The following is a 19,489-nucleotide window of genomic DNA, read 5'->3' as shown; positions in this document are numbered from 1 at the left end:
TCATAGGAGCATGGCATGACGCGCCAACGCGCTATCAATAACCAGCGCCGACGGCTGTTGCAGGGCATCGAGCAGGCGCAGGCTTCGCGCCGCTCGGTGTTGGCAGGAGCGGCGGGCCTGGCCCTGGCCGGGCTGCTGTCCGCCTGCGGGACCAAGGGCACCAGCTCGGGCAACGCCGCGGCGCTGGCCCCGGCCACCGACCTGTCGGACAGCGAAGCCGTGGTGAACTGGGCCAACTGGACCCTGTACCTTGACTACGACGAGAAGGCCAAGAACTACCCGACGCTGCAGCGCTTCATGAAGGAAAGCGGGCTGAAAGCAAAGTACGCGGAGGACATCGATTCGAACGACTCCTACTACGGCAAGGTGCAGGCCCAGCTGGCCGCCGGGCAGGACATCGGCCAGGACCTGATGGTCTTCAGCGACTGGATGACCGAACGCATCATCCGCCAGGGCTACGCCCAGGAGCTGGACCACAACAACATCCCGAACATCAAGAACCTGCTGCCGGCGCTGCAGGAGGTGCGCTTCGATCCGGGGCGCAAAAAGTCCCTGACCTGGCAGTCCGGCTACACCGGCCTGGTCTGGAACAAGGAGGCGTTCCCCAAGGGGCTGCGCAACGTCGAGGACCTGTGGGATCCGGAGCTCAAGGGACGCATCTTCATGCTCGACGAGATGCGCGACACGATGCCGATGCTGATGCTCGACGACGGCGTGGACATCGCCGGGTCCTGGGGACAGGTCGAGTTCGGCCGCAGCCTGGAAGTGCTTGACCGTAATATCCGGAACGGGCAGATCCGCCAGGTCAAGGGCAATGCCTACAAGCAGGATTTGATCAGCGGCGACGCGATCGCCGGCCTGGCCTATTCGGGGGATATCACGCAGCTGAACTTCGAGGAGGGCGGCAAGTGGGAGTTCGCGCTGCCCGAGAGCGGCGGCCTGCTGTGGAGCGACAACTTCCAGGTGCCCATGGGCTCGCCGCACAAGAAGAACGCGGAGAGGCTCATGGACTTCTACTACCAGCCCGACGTGGCCGCGGAGGTCGCCGCCTACGTGAACTACCTCTGCCCGGTTCTCGGTGCCCAAGAGGAGATGGAGAAGTTCGATCCCGAGCTCGTGGAGGATCCGTTGATCTTCCCGACCGAAGAATTCCTTTCCAATACCAGCTCCGAGCGCGAGCTGTCGGTGGAGGAAGAAACAGATTTCCAGAACCAATTCCAGGAAGTGATCGGGGTATGAACGCCAATCTTGCACCCACCCTGCCAGAAACCCGCACCTCGGGGGCGGACCTTGAGCTGCGCGGCATCACGAAGCGCTTCGCCGAGTTCGTCGCCGTCAAGGACCTGGACCTGCTGGTCCCTTCAGGCACGTTCTTCGCGCTGCTGGGCCCCTCGGGCTGCGGCAAGTCCACCACGCTGCGCATGATCGCCGGCCTGGAGGCACCCAGCGAGGGCAGCATCTCGATCGGCGGCGAGGACGTCACCTCGCTGCCCAGCCACAAGCGGCCGGTGAATACCGTCTTCCAGTCCTACGCGCTGTTCCCGCACATGAGCGTGCTGGAGAACGTCGCGTTCGGGCTGAAGCGCAAGAAGGACCCCGAAGCGATGGCCAAGGCGCAGGCCGGGCTGGAAATGGTGGAGCTGGCGCATCTTGCCAACCGCAAGCCGGCCCAGCTCTCCGGCGGCCAGCAGCAGCGAGTGGCCCTGGCCCGCGCGCTGGTCAACCGCCCGCAGGTGCTGCTGCTCGACGAGCCGCTGGGCGCGCTGGACATGAAGCTGCGCCGGCAGATGCAGCTGGAGCTGAAGACCATCCAGACCGAGGTGGGCCTGACCTTCATCCACGTGACCCACGACCAAGAGGAGGCCATGACCATGGCCGACACCGTCGCGGTCATGAACGAGGGGCGGATCGAGCAGATGGGCCCGCCGCGCGAGCTCTACGAGCTGCCGCGCACCGCGTTCGTCGCGAACTTCCTGGGCAAGTCGAACCTGATGCGCGGCGAGGTCACCGGCAAGCGCGCCGGGCTGCTGGAGGTCGACGTCGCCGGGCACAGCGTGCTGCTGCCCGAGGACCGCGCGGTGCAGACCAGCGGGCAGGTGGTCGTGGGCGTGCGCCCGGAGAAGATCACCATCGACCGCACCTCCTCCGGGGCAGCGCACAACGAGCTGTCGGGCACCGTGATCGACGTGTCCTTCACCGGCACCACCACCGAATACCTGGTGGACGTGCCGGGCATCGGGCGCATCGGCACCTTCTCACAGAACCGCGGGCAGCAGCCGGCGGCCGTGGGGGACACCGTCTACCTGTACTGGGAGGCCGACTACTCGTTCGGCCTGGCCGGCGACGAGCGCATGGACGCGGGGGTGGAGCAATGACGCAGACCATCAGCAAGTCGGGCCTGAGCGACCTGCGCAGCAAGGATGAGATCCGCGCCGAGCGCCGCAAGGGGCGCACCGGCATCTACCTGGTGGCCCCGGGGCTGCTGGTGCTGGCGCTGTTCTTCGCGCTGCCGGTGGTGGTGCTGCTGGCGATGAGCCTGTACGTGAAGCCGCCGGGAGCTGAGATCGGCGAATTCGTGCCGGGCTTCGAGATCGGCAACTACATGACGGTGCTCTCGGCCTACTGGCCCGAGCTGCTGCGCTCCTTCTGGTTCGCGCTGATCGCCACCGTGCTGGCGCTGCTGATCGGCTTCCCGATGGCCTACCTGGTGGCGGTGCGGCTGCGCGAGAAGCCGCTGCTGCAGGGCATCCTGCTGGTGCTGCTGATCGCCCCGTTCTTCTCCAGCTTCATCCTGCGCACGCAGGCGTGGAAGCAGATCCTGGCCGACGAGGGCTTCATCGCCCAGGCGCTGAAGTTCGTGGCGATCCTGCCAGCCGACGGGCACCTGACCGCGACGCCCTTCGCCGTCGTCGCCGGACTGACCTACAACTTCCTGCCGTTCATGGTGCTGCCGATCTACGCGAACCTGGGCCGGTTGGACACCCGATTGCTGGAGGCCGCGGGCGACCTGTACGCCAGCCCGATGAACTCCTTCTTCAGGATCACGCTGCCGATGAGCGCCCCGGGCATCTTCGCCGGCACGCTGCTGACCTTCATCCCGGCGGCCGGCGACTACGTGAACTCCGCACTGCTGGGCAACAACCGCAATACGACGATGATCGGCCAGGTGATCGATTCCAGGTTCTTCAAGGTCATCGACTACCCCGGGGCGGCGGCGCTGAGCTTCGTGCTCATGGTCTCCATCCTGGTCCTGGTCACGATCTATATCCGGCGTTTCGGCACCAAGGAGCTGATGTAAATGAAATTGGGACGCTGGTTTGTTCCCGTCGTCGGAGGCCTGGCCTTCGTCTACCTGCTGGTGCCGATCGTCTACATCTTTGTGTTCTCGTTCAACGATGCGGGCCGCACCAACCTCGAATGGCGCGGTTTCACCTGGGATAATTGGGCGAACCCGTGCGGCGCCCCGGCGGTATGCGAGTCGCTGGCCAACTCGCTGCAGGTCGGCATCGTCGCCACCCTGATCGCCACCGCGCTGGGCACCTGCATCGCGCTGGGCCTGGTGCGCTACAAGTTCCGCTTCCGCAAGCTGACCGACGTGCTGATCATCCTGCCGCTGGCCACCCCGGAAGTAGTGCTCGGCGCCTCGCTGCTGGCGCAGTTCCTGAACCTTGGATGGGAGCTGGGCTACTGGACCATCGTGATCGCGCATACCGTGTTCTGCATGTCCTTCGTGATCGTCACGGTCCGCGCCCGGGTGTCCTCGCTGGATCCGCGGCTTGAGGAAGCCGCCGCCGACCTCTACGCCTCGCCGCGGCTGGCGTTCTGGAAGGTGACCTTCCCGCTGCTGCTTCCGGGCATCGTGGCCGCCGCGCTGCTGAGCTTCGCGATGAGCTTCGACGACTTCATCATCACGAACTTCAACTCCGGCAACTTCCAGACCTTCCCGAAGTTCATCTACGTTTCGGCCACCCGCGGCATCCCCGCCCAGGCCAACATGATCGGCTCGGCGATGTTCATCGTCGCCCTGCTGGTGGTGATCATCGGGCAGATCATCAGCTACCGCAAGAAGAAGCAACTGGAAAAGGTCTAAACACGCCTGCTCCAGAGGGAACCTGGCACGCCCGGGTTCCCTCTGTGGCGTCCCGGCGAGAATCTGTCGTTGTTCTGCGCTGTCACCCGAAGAGAAATTCGCATACTATGGAGCCCTCAGCACCGTTCTTTCCAAGAGAGTGACAAAATGCTTCCCCCTTAGTGTGAGGTGCTTCGCATCCTTGGAATGTTGGAAGGGCTGCTGTGGGTCGCTTGCGGCCCGCAAATTAATACCGTCGCACCGCTGATGCTGCGGGAGCGATGCACGACCAAAGATGGGACAACTTCATGGGCGAGACGCCGGTTTGGCTTTCGGAGCAGGAGCGCGAAGCATGGCTGGGGCTGAATGCGGTGTTGACGCTGCTGCCTGCCGCCCTCGATTCGGACCTGCAGGTTCTGGATGGCATTACCCTTTTCGACTACCACATGCTCGCGATGCTCTCGGAGTCCACGGGGCGAAAGATGAGCATGACCAAGCTGGCATCGCGCACCAGCGCTTCGCTCTCGCGCTTGTCGCACGTGGTGAAGAAACTGGAGGTCCGCGGTTGGGTGGCACGCGAGCAGTCCGAAGAAGACGCCCGTGTGAAAATCGCCTCATTAACCGACGCTGGTTGGCAGGCTGTGGTGCGCATGGCACCCCACCATGTGGCAACTGTCCGTGCGCTGCTCTTCGAATCTCTGAGTGACAAGGACATTAACGATCTTCGACGAATTACCCGCAAGTTGACCGCGGGGATGGACCCGGAGCATTGGATCCTGCAGGACCCTTCCAAGGATTTGGAACCCTGAGAAATTCTCGATAAGCTTATCTGGCGTTAATCGCGCATGCCGTAATGCCATCATTTGGGATCTTGGCATGCACGAATAGCCCGTAATACCGAATGTCGCAACCCACTGAGTACGGGGAAAATGCTCGATCGGCTGCGAAGTTCACCGTCTTACATACTTTAAGGCTCTTCGGTTGGTTCTCACCCAGCCTGGTTTCTTCCTAGTGTGCAGTAATAACGGTGTTTCACTGGTTGGCGGGACTCATAACGCAGATGTGCTGTCGATATTCACTTATGGGCAGCACGCGCGAGTACCGTCGAATTTTTACTACTAACTAACTGAGGAGTGATCATGGCAGCTGTTTGCCAGGTAACCGGTACTACTCCGGCCTTCGGACATAGCATCTCCCACTCGCACCGTCGCAACAAGCGTCGTTTCGATCCGAACATCCAGAAGAAGACCTACTACGTGCCTTCGCTGCGCCGTAAGGTGACCCTGACCCTGTCGGTCAAGGGCATCAAGGTCATCGATGCCCGCGGTATCGACGCTGTTGTTGCAGACCTGATTGCGAAGGGTGTGAAGCTCTAAAAATGGCAAAGAAGGATAAGGACGTACGTCCGATCATCAAGCTGAAGTCCACCGCCGGCACCGGTTTCACTTACGTAACCCGTAAGAACCGTCGTAACGACCCAGACCGCATGGTTCTGAAGAAGTACGACCCGGTAGTCCGCAAGCACGTAGAATTCCGAGAGGAGCGCTAAGACATGGCCAAGAAGTCCAAGATCGCAAAGAACGAACAGCGCAAGGTCATCGTCGAGCGTTACGCTGAAAAGCGCCTCGAACTGAAGAAGACCCTGATCGATCCAAACGCCACCGACGAGGCTCGCGAAGCAGCCCGCGTTGGCCTGCAGAAGCTGCCACGCAACGCTTCCCCAGTGCGCGTTCGCAACCGCGACGCCATTGACGGCCGCCCACGCGGTACCTTCCAGAAGTTCGGTATCTCCCGTGTTCGCTTCCGCGACATGGCACACCGTGGTGAGCTCCCGGGCATCACCAAGTCTTCCTGGTAAGACCTGCAAGTCTTCTGACTTAGCGAAAGCCGCACTCCTTCGGGAGGGCGGCTTTCGCCGTTAAGCCCGCTTCCTGCGTTGCCACCAGCGGCGCGTGGCCTGGTCGGGCTGTTCCTCATGGGCCGGGGCGGCGGCGCGACGTCGCTGCTGCCAGGCAAGGACCTCGGCGGTGGCATCGCGCAGGGCGGTGATCACCGGAGGGCCGCCCAGCAGCTGGCGCCGGGCCTCGATAACACGCTGGTTGAAGTCCTCGATATGTTCGCGCACCGCCGCCTCGGTAGGCAGCTGGTCCAGCGTCTGGTCCATATGCTCGTCCTCCACTCGTAGCGTCAGCGCCGGCGGGCCGAGACCGGAGATCTTCTCGCGGTGCATCATCGACTTCAGCCACCAGTCCGGATCGGTGGTGTTGGTGATGTGGTCGATATTCTTTCCCGCCAAGGCGAGGTTGTCGAAGTCGCCGCGAGCAAAGGCCTCGTCCAGCACGGAGTTCGCGACCTCCCAGGCCTCGTCCTCGGCGTAGAACTGCAGGGGAGTGCTCGGAGCCTTGTCCACCGGGGCCATGCCGGTGGCCTCGGCGTATTCGTCCACCGGCAACTGTTCGCCAGCCGATTGGCTCAACTTGTAACGGGCGGCGTTCAGTGCCGCATTCTCGTCAGGTTTCGGGGCACCCATGGCTCTATTTTCCCACCGTGCCACCGCGTGTTCAAGGATGACCCCTGCGCCGTGCGGGCGGGCATGGCGTATTCACAGCCGAACCGGCCCGAGCCTTCCGGAACCCGCAGCGGGCGCATAGTAGCGTGGAAGCCATGCAGCAAGCCACCGGTAGACATTCAGCACCCCAGTACACGCAACCGCTGGGCGACGTCCATGCAAACCGCGGCCGCTGGGCCGGCCTGGGCCGAGGCAGGACCGCGGTAGTCACCGGGGCCAACGCCGGGCTGGGCTTCTTCACCGCGCTGGCCCTGGCCGAGAGCGGGGCCACCGTGCTCATGGCCTGCCGCAACCAGGCGCGGGCCGAACACGCCGCCGCGCAGATCCGCCGACGCGTGCCGCAGGCGCAACTCGAATTCATGCAGTTCGACGCGGACTCCATGGCCTCCGCGGTGGGTCTGGCCGCCGAACTGCGCGGCCGCACCATCGACGTGCTGGTCGCCAACGCCGGCATCATCCACACCCCGCGCACGCGCCAGCCCGGGCTGCTCGGCTACGAGCAGGTGATGACGACCAACGTGCTCGGCCATGCGCGGCTCGTGGGGGAGCTCGCCGCAACTTTCGCGTCCCACCCGCTGCGCTTCATCGCGCTGGGCTCGATGTCCACCCTGATGCTGCAGGCCGACCTGCAGAACCTGAAACTCGAGCAGGACTACCACCCCTACCGGGCCTATGCGCAGTCCAAGGCCGTGCTGCAGGGGTTCGGCTTGGCTCTGGACCGGCGCCTGCGCCAGCTGTCCTGGCCGGCACGCTCCATCACCGTGCACCCAGGTTATTCGGTGTCCGGGCTGACTCCGCAGATCGCCGGCGTCAACGAGCCCGGCTACGCCAAACGCCTGCAGGGGCAGCTGCAGGCCGGTTTCGCGCAGGGCAAACACGAAGGCGCGGTCGCCATCGTCGAGGCGGCGCTGAACCCGGACCTCGGCTCCGCACCGACCGGCGTGTACTTGGGGCCCAAATACGTCTCGAAGGGCCCGATTACACTGGCCAGCCCCGCAAAGAGCACCCGCAGCAAGCAACTGCAGCAGCGCGCCTGGCAACTGTTCACGGCGGCTAACGACGGATTCGACCCGTTCGCACACGGCTGATTTCGTGAACTTTCACACCTCGAATGGCAGGAGAAACTCCATGCAATCCGCGGATTGATGCAGGAATTGACGGTTATTGCTGGTAAGTTCATCTCTGATAAGTCCGTGCGACCGCGCGGCGTTCGAGGTCTGAACCGGGCCTTGGACCACTAGTCCAGGAGGACATACATTGGCTATGAACCGTAGCGAACTTGTTGCCGCTGTTGCAGCGAAGACCGAAAACTCCCAGGTTGCCGTCAACGGTGTTCTGGATGCTGTTTTCGACGTTTTCGTTGAGCAGATCTCGCAGGGCGAGAAGGTTTCGATCCCAGGCTGGCTGGCAGTGGAGCGCACCGACCGTGCAGCTCGCACCGGCCGCAACCCGCAGACCGGCGAAGCCATCGAGATTCCTGCCGGCCACTCGGTGAAGCTGACCGCTGGTTCGAAGCTGAAGGCCGCTGTCGCCAAGAAGTAGTACCCCGATCCTTCCCGCAGCCGCCCGCCGGAACGAAGCTCCGCTTCGGCCCGGCGGGCGGCTTCGTTAAGCGTTTTAACGCCGTTCGGGTCAAGAATTGCCGCCTTTGGGCCCAAAAAATGGGCAATAGCTGAAAAAATCCCGGAGAATACGCTGTTTTCGGGCGTTTCTCTCCCTCAGGTTTGGTATGTTCTTGACTGATAAGTCCGTGCGACCGCGCGGCGTTCGAGGTCTGAACCGGGCCTTGGACCACTAGTCCAGGAGGACATACATTGGCTATGAACCGTAGCGAACTTGTTGCCGCTGTTGCAGCGAAGACCGAAAACTCCCAGGTTGCCGTCAACGGTGTTCTGGATGCTGTTTTCGACGTTTTCGTTGAGCAGATCTCGCAGGGCGAGAAGGTTTCGATCCCAGGCTGGCTGGCAGTGGAGCGCACCGACCGTGCAGCTCGCACCGGCCGCAACCCGCAGACCGGCGAAGCCATCGAGATTCCTGCCGGCCACTCGGTGAAGCTGACCGCTGGTTCGAAGCTGAAGGCCGCTGTCGCCAAGAAGTAAGCACCGCAAGCTTTCCTGAAGGCCCGGTTCCACGCGATGTCGCGGACCCGGGCCTTTGGCATGCCCCGGACTTTGAGGCAATCTTCTACTTCGCGTAGAATCAGCGGTGATCACCTACCCGTCGACGAACGGCTGAACCACGTGCCCAAGAACCCAGCGATCCGCGTTGTGCGCGGTTGGCTCGCGGCTTCAGTGTGCACCTGGACCGCGTTCGCCGCCCACGCGCACCAGGCACCGACCAAGATGTCGCTGATGGTAATGCTGCTGATCACCTGCGTCTCGGCCGTGATCGCCATGGCCATGCTGGGACGCAAATTCTCGCTGTGGGCCACCAGCCTGGTGGTTATGCTCAGCCAAGGGCTGTTCCACTTGTCGCTGTCGGTGATGAGCCATGGCGAGACCGGGCCGCTGGCCGCAATGGAACACGCGGCCCATCACGGTCCCGTGGATCTCTCGGGCCAGATCGTCGAACAATACGCCCAGGTGCAGAGCGAATCGATGCTCTACGCCCACGTGCTGGCCGCCGCAACCAGCATCCTCGTGCTGAACGGCGCCGAGCGGTTGCTCGTTCCGCTGCGCGGGGTGCTTACCCTGGGATCTGCCCGACTGCTCCTGTCCTTGATCCGCATTCCGGTCCCGGAACTGCGCCCGATTCCCGGCTACTACCCGCTGCGTTTCCAACTCAAGCTTGCGCAGCTGGGCAGGTTGCCCGAACGGCGCGGACCGCCTTCCTTCGTATTGAGCGCCTGAACCCCATCAATACGTACTCCCCCGGACCCCGGGGACCTGGAAGGACCACTGTGAAACTGCGTAACAACATCTCCCGACTGATCGCCGGCGCGGCGGTCGCACTGCTGGCGGCCTTGGGAACCGTCGGGGCGGCCAACGCCCACGACTTCCTCACCGGCTCCAGCCCGGAGAACGGCGCTAGCGTGAAGAGCTCGCCGAAGGAGATCACGATGACCTTCTCCGCGGAACTGCAGCAGCTCTCGGGCACCGACTCGACCGTCGTCGCCTTGAGCCAAGCGGGCAAGAAGGTCGCGACCACCGCCAGCACCAAGGGCACCACCGTCACCGTGGTGCCGGACGCCGAGCTTGCCTCCGGCGAATACACCCTGGCCGTGCGGGTGATCTCCTCCGATGGGCACCCGGTGGAGGACTCCATCAACTTCACCGTCGACGCACCTGCCTCTGCCGTGCCGAGCGCAACCGTTTCGGAAAGCGCTCCAGCGTCGCCGAGCGCGGATCAGCCCACCGTACAGCCGGTCCAGCCGGTGCAGGACCTGGGCGCCGGGATGAACCCGGTCGTCTGGATCATTGCTGGCGTCGTGGTGCTGGGCGGCGTCATCGCCGTACTGGTCAAGTTCATGCGCAACACCAAATAATCTTCCCCATTCCTAACCGGCGCGCCCGACGTGCCGTGATTGCGCACGCCGGAAAATCGTGCCGCCGGTTGCACACCGAAAGCTTGAGAAACCCATGAACACCAAGAACACCCTGAAGACCACCGCCGCCCTGCTCGGACTGGGACTGCTGCTCACCGGCTGCGCCCAGGACGGCGCGAACGCCACCGGGGCGGCGGCTTCCGAAAGCCCGGCCACCCAGGCATCTTCCCTGCAGGCCAGCGAAACCTGGGCCAAGGCAGCCCAGACGGGCATGACCGCCGCCTTCGGCGTGCTGCACAACGCCGGCAGCACCGACATCGAACTGGCCAAGGTCGAGGATCAGGCAGGCAACGTCATCCAGATCCACGAAACCACCGGTACCGGCACCGACGCGAAGATGTCGCAGCTGGACGGCGCGCTGAAGATCGAGGCCGGCAAGGACGCAGTCCTTGAGCCCGGCGGAACCCACCTGATGTACATGGACTTGAAGGCCCCGCTGGTCGCCTCGGAAACCGCGTCGCTGACCCTGAGCTTCAGCGACGGATCGAGCACCGAGGTGCCGTTCGAAGTCCGCAACTTCACCGGCGCCAAGGAGAGCTACGAGAATCACGGCGGCATGGACCACGGCTCCATGGATCATGAATCGATGAACCACGATGGCTAATGCACCAACCCGCCGGATGCTGCTGGGCACCTCGGCGGCCGCGGCGCTGGGCGGCGTGCTCGCCGGCTTCGGCACCTCGCAGGCCGTGGCCGGGCCAGCCACTGCCGCGGCGCCCGCGCAGCAGGGCCCGCAGTACCTCCCGTTCCACGGGAAGTACCAGTCCGGGATCCTGGATGCGCCGCAGGCCCACGCGGTCTTCGTCGGCTGGAACCTCAACTGGCGAGACGGCGGCAAGAAGGACCAGCTGCGCTCGCTGCTGAAGATGATCACCGACGACGCGCAGCGGCTGACCGCCGGGCGCGGAGTGCTGGCTGACACCGAGGCCGAAATGGCAGCCGGCCCCAGCGACCTGACCCTCACGGTCGGGGTCGGCCAGAGCCTGCTGGATGTCATGGGCGGCGCAAAGGTCGGCACGCTGCCGGGCTTCGCGGGGGACAAGCTGCACAAGCGGTACGGGCAGAGCGATCTTCTCATCCAGTTCTGCGGCCAGGACCCCACGGTGCTGGCCCACGCGGTGCGCGCGGTGTCCAAGAACCTGCGCGGGCTGGCGGACAAGCAGTTCATCCAGCGCGGATTCATGCACCAGCGCGGCTCCGGCGACACCTTCCGCAACCTGTTCGGACAGGTCGACGGGGTCAACAACCCCCAGGGGGAGACCCGCGAGCTGGCAGTGTTCGGCACGCCGGATCAGCCCAGCTGGATCGCCAATGGCACCACGCTGGCGCTGCGCCGGTTCGAGATGGACCTGGAAGGCTGGGACGAGGTCGCCACCTCGGGGCGCGACTTCGCGCTGGGGCGCCGGCAGTCCGACGGCTCGCCGTTGACCGGCAGCGTGCCGGAGGATCCGGTGGACCTGGATGCCGTGAACGAGGTGGGGCTGCCGGTGATCGGTGCGAACTCCCACGTGGCGCTCGCGATGCCGCGCAGCGCGCAGGAGGCGATCCACCGCCGCGGCTATAACTTCGTCGACGTCGAGGCCTCCGGGCTGCTGTTCGCCAGCTACCAGCGTGATCCGGCGACCAGCTTCATCCCGCTGCAGCGTCGGCTGGCCGAGGCGGACTTGCTGAACACCTGGCTGACCCCGAGAGGATCGGCGCTGTACGCGATCCTGCCGGGCATCGAACCGGGCATGTACCTGGGCCAGCAGCTGCTGGGCTAGGCCGCTGCCGGCCGGCGGTGTGAGATGCACCGCCGACCGGCAGAAAACCGCCCAGCGGCCTCCGCTCCGGCGCGGGCAAGTGAGATGATGGAAAGGTTATGGCCATAGATACTGCACAGCGCGAGAGCGCGCCAAAAGTCACCCGCTTCATCCTGCCGGGGATCCTGGCGATGGCACTCACCTTCGTGGTGGCGGTGCTCCTCGCCGGAATCGCCGCGCCGAGCCTGCTGGGAGACCCCGGGCCGTTCGTGCGTTGGGCGCTGCCCGCCACCCGAGCCATCCACCACACCTCCATGGCGCTGGCCGTGGCGGCGCTGGTCTTCGCGGCGGCCATTGTGCCGCGCGCGGTGAAGACCAAGCGCGCGGCCGCCGGCGAGGCCGAGGACCAGACCCACGACCACCCGGCCTTCACCCGCTGCATGAACATCGCCGCGGGCGCCGGCGTGGTGTGGACGCTGTCCGCCGCCGGGGTGCTGATGCTGACCTTCTGGGACCTGGCCGGCATCCCGATCAACCTGCGCCCGGAGTACTCCGTGGCGATGCTGGACTACATCATGGGCATCACCACCGGCCGCGCCTGGGCGTGGATGGTCGTGATTTCCGCGATCACCACCTCGCTGGCGCTGGCAGTGCGCTCCAAGACCGGGGTGGGGCTCGCCGCGGTCTTCTCGATGTCCGGCATCATCCCGCTGGCGTTCATCGGCCACGCCTCCGGGGGCGACGACCACTTCGCCGCGGTGAACTCCATCGGCCTGCACCTGCTGGCCGTGGTCCTGTGGTTCGGCGGCATCATGATGCTCGGCCTGCTTGCCCCTGCCATGGGCGGCGAAGCCCCGGGCCGGCAGCGCGGCCAGCTGCTGGCTGGCGTGGTGCTCAAGCGCTTCTCTGCGGTCGCCACCGGCGCGATCTTCCTGATGATCGGCTCCGGCGTGGCCTCCGCGGTCATCCGTGTGACCGAGGTCGGCCAGCTGTTTTCCACCTACGGCTTCCTGCTGATGGGCAAGGCGCTGCTCACGCTGATGCTCGGCGCGCTGGGCCTGATGCACCGCAGCCGGGTGATCCCGAAGCTGCTGGCGGGCGACTACAGCGTCCTGAAGGCCGCCTGGAGCGTGATCGCCGCAGAGGTCGCCATCATGGCCGCGGTGATGTCACTGGCCACCGTGCTGGCCCGCACCGCGCCGCCGACCAGCGACGAGGCCCCACCGGTGGTGTCCCCGGCGCGGCTGCTGACCGGGTACGACCTGCCCGAGGCGCCGACCATGTCCAGCTGGTTCACCGTCTGGCGCATGGACTGGATCTGGGTGGCGGTGTGCCTGTTCGGCCTGGCCTTCTACCTCTGGGCGTTCATCACGCTGCGCCGCCGCGGCGACAAGCCGAGCATCCTGCGCCTGGCCAGCTGGATCGTCGGCCTGGCCGCGCTGTTCTACGTGACCAGCGGCGCCGTCGCGGTCTACGGCAAGGTGCAGTTCTCCACGCACATGATCGACCACATGTCGCTGACCATGATCGTGCCGATCTTCCTGGTGCTGGGCATGCCGGTGACGCTGCTGCTGCAGGCGCTCACCCCGCGCACCGACGGCACCCGCGGGCCGCGCGAATGGATCAACTACGTCATCCACTCGCGCTACTCGAAGGTGATCACCCACCCGATCTTCGCTGCGGTGAACTTCGCCGGGTCGATCGTGATCTTCTACTTCTCCCCGGTGCTGGAACCTGCCATGGTCTACCACGCAGGCCACGAGCTGATGAACCTGCACTTCCTGCTCACCGGCTACCTGTTCGCGCTCTCGCTGATCGATGCGGACCCGGTCCCGAAGCGCTACCCGTACCCGATCCGCTTGGTGGCGCTGCTGGCCACCGTCGCCTTCCACGCCTTCGTGGGCGTCGCGCTGATGAGCACCACCCAGTTGCTGGCCCCGGACTACTTCGGCAACATGGGCCGCACCTGGGGCGGCAGCGCCATCGCCGACCAGGAGCTGGGCGCCGGTTACATGTGGGCGATCGGCGAGGTCCCGACCCTGGTGCTTGCCATCATGGTCGCGGTCTCCTGGCTGCGCCAGGACAACAAGGACACCAAACGCTACGACCGCAAGGCCGACCGCGACGGCGATGCCGAGCTGGAAGCCTACAACCAGATGTTCGAGCGCTACAAGAAGATCGATGAGAAGGAAACCCGTGGCTAAGAAGTTCACCGCACTGATGGCAGCGGGCCTGCTGCTCACCCTCAGCGCCTGCGCGGCCGAACCGGCCGAGATGCCGCAGGACCAGACGCACAAGATCGCCTCGGGGGAGTCGGCCACCCAGACCCCGGAGGTGCCGGACCTGAGCACCGCCGAGGTCGCCGCCACCGCAGGCGCCGTGATCGCCGCCAAGCTGGGCTTCCCGAACTCCGCGAAGATCCAGGGCGAGGACCTCAAGGCGCTGGCCGAAAAGCCGACCGATACGCTCAAGGACATCGTGGTGCTGCCGGGCAGCTGCGCGGCCCCGGTCGACGACTTGAACTGGTCCCCGGTGCAGCTGGGCACCGAGGCGGCCCGCACCGACTTCACCAACGAGTCGCAGAACATCACCGGTTCCATCGAGGTCGCCAAGCTGGAGAACGACCAGGACCGCCAGGAGCTCAAGGAGCACTTCGCGAACGTGTCGGCCATCCTGGCTGACTGCCGGAGCGTGAAGATCAACGGGCTTGACTACTCCGAGACCCTGAAGTTCTCCGACCCGAAGGTGGACTCGGTGGATTCGGCGCTGTACTACACGCGCAACGGGAAGTACCCGCAGGATTCGCTGGTGCTGATCTCCGCCACCGGGAACTACGCCGGCATGGTCTCCTTCGTCTCCTCCCAGCCGCTGGAGGACAAGACCTTCAACCAGGTGGCCACCAGCATCCTGGACACCGCGATGACCCAGGTGCAGTAGCGCCGCAGGCGCGCGGGGAATACCGCCGGGCGCGCGCGGGTTACACTGCGCAGGAGTCGAATCCGGCGCCTGCCGGGGCGGCACTCAACGTTGCTTAACACCTTTAGTCCCCACCGGTGCGGTGGCGGATAATTGAAGACAATCTGCCACACCCAGGCAACTGCGAAAGGATGCCCATGAGCGCCACTTCCGATTCGGTCCGAGCCAACTACAAGGTCCGCGCCAGCGAACTGCTGGGCCGCAACTGGCTGAATACCGGCGGCAAGCAGCTGGACCTCGAAGCCCTGCGCGGCAAGATCGTGATCCTGGACTTCTGGACCTTCTGCTGCATCAACTGCCTGCACGTGCTCGACGAGCTGCGCCCGCTGGAGGCGCAGTACTCCGACGTGCTGGTCACCGTGGGTGTGCACTCCCCGAAGTTCGAGCACGAAGCCGACCCGGAGGCGCTGGCCGCCGCCGTCGAGCGCTACGAGATCCACCACCCGGTGCTGGACGACCCGGAGCTGGTGACCTGGCAGGCCTACGGCGCGCGCGCCTGGCCGACCCTGGTGGTGCTGGATCCCGAGGGCTACATCGTCGCGCACCTTTCCGGCGAGGGCCACGCCCAGGGCCTGGGCTCGCTGATCGAGGAACTGATCGCCGAGCACGAGGCCAAGGGCACCCTGCACCGCGGCGACGGCCCCTACGTGGCGCCCGAGGCCCGCGAAGGCGACCTGCGCTTCCCGGGCAAGGCCATCTCGCTGGGCAACGGCAACTTCTTGGTGGGAGATTCGGGCCACCACCGCCTGGTGGAGCTGACCGCCGACCTGCAGCTGGTGCGCACCATCGGCGCCGGCGTGAAGGGCTACGCGGACGGCGACGCGGACACCGCGCAGTTCAACGAGCTGCAGGGGCTGACCGCGCTGCCGGCGGAGCTTGCCGCAGAAGTTGGCTACGACGTGATCGTCGCCGACACCGTGAACCACCGCCTGCGCTCGGTCAACCTGTCCACCGGCGCGGTGGGTACGCTGGCCGGCAACGGCGTGCAGCGCCTGCTGGATGCGGACACCGCGCGCAGCGCGCAGCAGCCCACGCAGCTGGGCACCGACGCGCTGAACATTTCGCTCTCCTCCCCGTGGGACGTGCTCTACCACCCATCGGGCCTGGTGGTCATCGCGATGGCCGGCACCCACCAGATCTTCGCCTTCGACCCGCGCACGTGCGCCGTGTCGGTCTTCGCCGGCAGCGGCCTGGAGGGCTTGGCCGACGGCGAGCCCACCGAGGCGTGGTTCGCCCAGCCTTCGGGCCTGGCCCTGGCCGGGGCGGACGTGTGGGTGGCCGACTCGGAGACCAGCGCGCTGCGCCGCATCGAGATTTCCGAAGGGCACGCCGTGGCCGTGCACACCGCGATCGGCGCGGGCCTGTTCGACTTCGGCTTCCGCGACGGCGCAGCCGAGCAGGCGCGCCTGCAGCACCCGCTGGGCGTGGCGGTGCTGCCGGACGGCTCGATCGCGATCGCCGACTCCTACAACGGCGCGGTGCGCCGCTTCGACCCGTCGACCAACACCGTCTCCACCCTGGCCAAGGGCTTGAAGGAGCCGGCCGACGTGCTGGTGGACGCTTCCGTGGACGGCGACCCGGTGCTGCTGGTGGTGGAGACCAACACCCACCAGCTGGTGCGCATCCCGATCCCCGCCGAGGCGCTGGTCATCGACGAGGGCGCCAGCCAGACCCAGCGCCCCAAGACCCGGGTGCAGGCAGGGGCCCACGCGATCCAGGTGCGCTTCGCCGCGCCGAAGGGCCAGAAGCTCGATGACCGCTGGGGAGATCCGACCCAGTTGAAGATCTCCGCCAGCCCCGAGGAGCTGATCCTCGACGGCGCGGGCACCTCCACCGGCCTGACCCGCACGCTGAGCCTGAACCCGCAGGTTGCCGAGGGCGTCCTGCACATCACCGCCCGCGCGGCCGCCTGCGACGGCGAGCCAGGCGGCGAGATCCCGGACCACGCGGCCTGCCACCTGTACCAGCAGGACTGGGGCATCCCGGTGCTGCTGGACGCCGAGGGCGAGAACGAGCTGCAGCTTGACCTGCGCGGCGTGAACTAGCCTGCCGCCAGGCTCCCAGGCCCGTCCCGATGCCGGCCCCGCTCACCGCGAGCGGGGCCGGCATCGGGCATTCAACGGGGTCCCGGTGGTTGCCCCGCAAGCGCCCCGGAAGAGAAATATGAGGAAACCTCAGCAAGTCCGGCGCACGCATGGCTAGACTGGATGCGGGAGGCGCCGGAGGGATCCGGCAGATACTGATGGCATCGCAAATGTTCCGGGCTCTGGAAATACCCAACTACCGCAACTGGGTGGCGGGCGCGCTGGTCTCCAACATCGGCACCTGGATGCAGCGCGTGGCGCAGGACTGGCTGGTGCTCACGGTCCTCACCGACAACGACGGCACTGCCACCGGCATCACCACCGGCCTGCAGTTCCTGCCGATCCTGCTGCTCGGTCCCTATGCGGGGCTGGTCGCCGACCGCTTCAACAAGCGTCGGCTGCTGATCATGACCCAGGCGTTCATGGGCCTGTGCGCGATCGTGCTGGGCCTGCTGGTGGTCACCGAGACCGCGGCGCTGTGGCACGTGTACATCCTGGCCACCCTGCTGGGCATCGGTTCAGCGTTCGACGCCCCGGCCCGCCAGGCCTTCGTCTCCGAGATCGTCCCGGGCACCCATCTGGCCAACGCGGTGGCGCTGAACAGCGCGAACTTCAACCTGGCCCGGCTTGCCGGCCCCGGCGTGGCCGGCGCGGTGATCGCCACCTTCGGCACCGGCCCGGCGTTCTTAGTCAACGGCGCCTCGTTCCTGGCGGTGATCTCCTCGCTGGTGTTCATGCGCAAGGGCCAGCTGCACCCGGCCAAGCCGGTCAAGCGCGAGCGCGGGCAGGTGCGCGAGGGATTCCGCTACGTGAAGGGCCGGCGCGACCTGCTGCTGATCTTCGGGCTCGCGTTCGTGATCGGCACCTTCGGGCTGAACTTCCAGATGACCAACGCGATGATGGCCACCGAGGCCTTCGGGGTGGGCGCCGGCGAATTCGGCATCCTGGGCAGCATCATGGCGGTGGGCACCTTCGGCGGCGCGCTGCTGGCCGCCCGGCGCTCCAGCCCGCGCTGGCGCTACCTGATCGGCGGCGGCATCGCCTTCGGCATTTCCGCGCTGGCCAGCGCCTGGATGCCGAACTACGTGCTCTTCGGCATCATGCTGGTGCCGGTGGGGCTGGCGTCGCTGACCTTCCTAAACAGCTGCAACACCATGGTGCAGACCTCGGTGCCGGCCCAATACCGGGCGCGCGTGCTGGCGCTGTACCTGATGGTGGTCATGGGCGGCACCCCGATCGGCTCGCCGCTGATCGGCTGGCTGGCCGAGGAGCTGGGGGTGCGGGTGGCGGTGTCCATCGGTGCCGGGCTGTCGCTGGCCGCGAGCATCGCGGCGCTGGTTGCCTGGCAGAAGTTCCGCCACGACGCGGTGCCGCTGCGCGCGCAGATCCGCGAAATGCTGAACCTGCGCTAGCTGCCGCGCGCTGGCCGCCGGCCGGGCCGCAGGCTAGCGGGCGGCCTGCTCGCCGCCGGCCACCGGGGACACGGAGACCTCGGTGGTGCTGGTGGTCAGGTGCGCGGTGAAGGAGAACTTCTCGGTGACCTTCTTCGCTTCCTTGGCGCCGGTGCGCAGGTCCTGCTCCACCAGATTCACGCTGGCCTTGACCTCCAGCGGGGCCAGGATCCAGGCGCCGTTGTAGTAGCTGACATCGATGGTCGGGTATTTGTCGATGGACCACTTGATCGAGGAGGAATCCACCCGGGCGGTGGTGTTGTAGGCGAACGGGCAGCCCGAGGGCATGAGCACCTGCTGCGTGGCGCAGCCGTCGAGGTACTTCTTGACCTTGGCGCTGATGGAGGCGATGAATTCCTTGGTCGGCTGGGTCTTCAGCGCGATCTGCACCGGCTGCTTGCCGACCCCGGTGACCACCACGCCGCGGGTATCCGCCTCGAAGTTCTTGGTGCTGAAGCTGGCGTCGAGCACCGCCGGGTAGAACACCGGCAGCGTGCTGGTGCCGGCCTTCAGCGGGATGGCCTGCTGGTTGACGTTGACCTCGTTGACAGTGTTCGCCTTGATCTGCACCGTCGGCAGCGTGGATGGCTCGAAGGCCCAGGTGTCGAAGAACAGCCAGTTCTTGCCGGTGTGGCGCAGTGTGTAGGTGGACTCCTTCTCCACCCCGGCGGCCTTGTAGTGCGCGGTGACCTGGCGCAGATCCGGATCCTGCTCGCTGGGCACGGCGGCGTCGACGGTGAAGTCGGTGATGCCTTCCTGGGTGCGCTTGAGCACCTCGCCGTCCAGCGCGACCGCGTCGCCCTGGGGCACCGTGGCCTGCATGAGGCCCAGCGCATGGGCGCCGTCGCCCGCGGCCAGGTACTGCTGCAGCAAGGCGACCTGCTTTTGCGGGGAGAAGAGCAGGCGGTTGGCGGCCAGCGCGCCGCCGACCAGCAGGGCTATGACGACAACGGCGGCAATGGCCCACCGCACGGCGATGCGCGAAGCGGTGACGGGCGCTGAGGTACGAGAATTCATCACGTCTCAGGCTATCGGTTTTCACCGCCGACCCTGA

At 66.0% G+C, this 19,489-nt stretch carries 21 protein-coding genes; 19 read left to right on the top strand and 2 right to left on the bottom strand.

Translation table 11 applies throughout. The annotated features are described in order from the left end of the window. Positions 1-15: 15 nt before the first annotated feature. From C1H84_RS12245 to rpsN, 8 genes are all read left to right on the top strand, one after another. Positions 16-1,239: an ABC transporter substrate-binding protein gene (locus tag C1H84_RS12245; RefSeq protein ID WP_113607531.1), complete on the top strand. Its 1,224-nt coding sequence runs from the start codon at positions 16-18 to the stop codon at positions 1,237-1,239. Continuing rightward, entirely contained in the window at positions 1,236-2,375 is a 1,140-nt protein-coding gene (locus C1H84_RS12240) for an ABC transporter ATP-binding protein (protein WP_113607530.1), read from the top strand. The genes C1H84_RS12245 and C1H84_RS12240 overlap by 4 nt, the downstream gene beginning before the upstream one ends. Further along, positions 2,372-3,298, top strand: a complete 927-nt coding sequence (locus C1H84_RS12235) for an ABC transporter permease (RefSeq protein ID WP_113607529.1) — start codon at positions 2,372-2,374, stop codon at positions 3,296-3,298. Before C1H84_RS12240 ends, C1H84_RS12235 begins: the two co-directional genes overlap by 4 nt. Continuing rightward, positions 3,299-4,090: an ABC transporter permease gene (locus tag C1H84_RS12230; protein WP_113607528.1), complete on the top strand. Its 792-nt coding sequence runs from the start codon at positions 3,299-3,301 to the stop codon at positions 4,088-4,090. Positions 4,091-4,377: 287 nt separating this feature from the next. Then, positions 4,378-4,878 carry a MarR family winged helix-turn-helix transcriptional regulator gene (locus C1H84_RS12225; protein ID WP_053799457.1) on the top strand — a complete coding sequence of 167 codons (501 nt, stop codon included), beginning with the start codon at positions 4,378-4,380 and terminating at the stop codon, positions 4,876-4,878. 330 nt (positions 4,879-5,208) lie between these two features. Then, positions 5,209-5,445: a 50S ribosomal protein L28 gene (gene rpmB, locus C1H84_RS12220; RefSeq protein WP_047119910.1), complete on the top strand. Its 237-nt coding sequence runs from the start codon at positions 5,209-5,211 to the stop codon at positions 5,443-5,445. A 2-nt stretch (positions 5,446-5,447) separates the two neighbouring features. Further along, entirely contained in the window at positions 5,448-5,618 is a 171-nt protein-coding gene (rpmG, locus tag C1H84_RS12215) for a 50S ribosomal protein L33 (protein ID WP_022874359.1), read from the top strand. Positions 5,619-5,621: 3 nt separating this feature from the next. Beyond that, a complete protein-coding gene (gene rpsN / locus C1H84_RS12210) occupies positions 5,622-5,927 on the top strand; it encodes a 30S ribosomal protein S14 (RefSeq protein WP_047119909.1) in 306 nt (101 codons plus the stop codon). A 60-nt stretch (positions 5,928-5,987) separates the two neighbouring features. Here the strand turns inward: rpsN and C1H84_RS12205 are convergent, their stop codons facing one another. After that, complete coding sequence (locus C1H84_RS12205) at positions 5,988-6,599, bottom strand: DnaJ family domain-containing protein (protein ID WP_047119908.1); 612 nt, start codon at positions 6,597-6,599, stop codon at positions 5,988-5,990. 134 nt (positions 6,600-6,733) lie between these two features. On the opposite strand from C1H84_RS12205, the gene C1H84_RS12200 reads away from it, so the two are divergent. The 11 genes from C1H84_RS12200 to C1H84_RS12155 all read left to right on the top strand — a co-directional run bounded on the left by C1H84_RS12200 (position 6,734) and on the right by C1H84_RS12155 (position 18,396). After that, entirely contained in the window at positions 6,734-7,726 is a 993-nt protein-coding gene (locus tag C1H84_RS12200) for an SDR family NAD(P)-dependent oxidoreductase (protein ID WP_113607527.1), read from the top strand. A 169-nt stretch (positions 7,727-7,895) separates the two neighbouring features. Beyond that, positions 7,896-8,180: an HU family DNA-binding protein gene (locus C1H84_RS12195; RefSeq protein ID WP_047119907.1), complete on the top strand. Its 285-nt coding sequence runs from the start codon at positions 7,896-7,898 to the stop codon at positions 8,178-8,180. A gap of 272 nt (positions 8,181-8,452) precedes the next feature. After that, complete coding sequence (locus C1H84_RS12190; protein ID WP_047119907.1) at positions 8,453-8,737, top strand: HU family DNA-binding protein; 285 nt, start codon at positions 8,453-8,455, stop codon at positions 8,735-8,737. A 141-nt stretch (positions 8,738-8,878) separates the two neighbouring features. Next, the gene (locus C1H84_RS18280; RefSeq protein ID WP_181728123.1) at positions 8,879-9,487 is read left to right on the top strand and encodes a hypothetical protein; all 609 of its coding nucleotides are present in this window, start codon (positions 8,879-8,881) and stop codon (positions 9,485-9,487) included. A gap of 50 nt (positions 9,488-9,537) precedes the next feature. Further along, positions 9,538-10,122 (top strand): copper resistance CopC family protein, encoded by a 585-nt coding sequence (locus C1H84_RS18275; protein WP_181728122.1) that lies wholly within the window; start codon positions 9,538-9,540, stop codon positions 10,120-10,122. Between the two features lie 94 nt (positions 10,123-10,216). After that, complete coding sequence (locus C1H84_RS12180; RefSeq protein ID WP_047119904.1) at positions 10,217-10,786, top strand: copper chaperone PCu(A)C; 570 nt, start codon at positions 10,217-10,219, stop codon at positions 10,784-10,786. Further along, positions 10,779-11,945 carry a Dyp-type peroxidase gene (locus C1H84_RS12175; RefSeq protein ID WP_113607525.1) on the top strand — a complete coding sequence of 389 codons (1,167 nt, stop codon included), beginning with the start codon at positions 10,779-10,781 and terminating at the stop codon, positions 11,943-11,945. Before C1H84_RS12180 ends, C1H84_RS12175 begins: the two co-directional genes overlap by 8 nt. Before the next feature lie 98 nt (positions 11,946-12,043). Next, positions 12,044-14,128: a bifunctional copper resistance protein CopD/cytochrome c oxidase assembly protein gene (locus tag C1H84_RS12170; RefSeq protein WP_244910893.1), complete on the top strand. Its 2,085-nt coding sequence runs from the start codon at positions 12,044-12,046 to the stop codon at positions 14,126-14,128. Next, complete coding sequence (locus C1H84_RS12165) at positions 14,121-14,861, top strand: hypothetical protein (protein WP_113607524.1); 741 nt, start codon at positions 14,121-14,123, stop codon at positions 14,859-14,861. The genes C1H84_RS12170 and C1H84_RS12165 overlap by 8 nt, the downstream gene beginning before the upstream one ends. Positions 14,862-15,037: 176 nt before the next feature. Continuing rightward, positions 15,038-16,945 carry an NHL domain-containing thioredoxin family protein gene (locus C1H84_RS12160; RefSeq protein WP_113607523.1) on the top strand — a complete coding sequence of 636 codons (1,908 nt, stop codon included), beginning with the start codon at positions 15,038-15,040 and terminating at the stop codon, positions 16,943-16,945. A gap of 197 nt (positions 16,946-17,142) precedes the next feature. Further along, positions 17,143-18,396 carry an MFS transporter gene (locus C1H84_RS12155; RefSeq protein WP_244910892.1) on the top strand — a complete coding sequence of 418 codons (1,254 nt, stop codon included), beginning with the start codon at positions 17,143-17,145 and terminating at the stop codon, positions 18,394-18,396. A 33-nt stretch (positions 18,397-18,429) separates the two neighbouring features. On the opposite strand, the gene C1H84_RS12150 is transcribed toward C1H84_RS12155, so the two are convergent. Next, positions 18,430-19,452 (bottom strand): hypothetical protein, encoded by a 1,023-nt coding sequence (locus C1H84_RS12150; RefSeq protein ID WP_113607521.1) that lies wholly within the window; start codon positions 19,450-19,452, stop codon positions 18,430-18,432. Positions 19,453-19,489 lie beyond the last annotated feature (37 nt).

Origin of the sequence: Glutamicibacter soli (genome assembly GCF_003309065.1) — a bacterium.
GTDB classification, from domain to species: Bacteria; Actinomycetota; Actinomycetes; order Actinomycetales; family Micrococcaceae; genus Glutamicibacter; species Glutamicibacter soli.
Note: the sequence above shows the minus strand (reverse complement) of the source record. Positions and strands in the feature narration are given on the sequence as shown.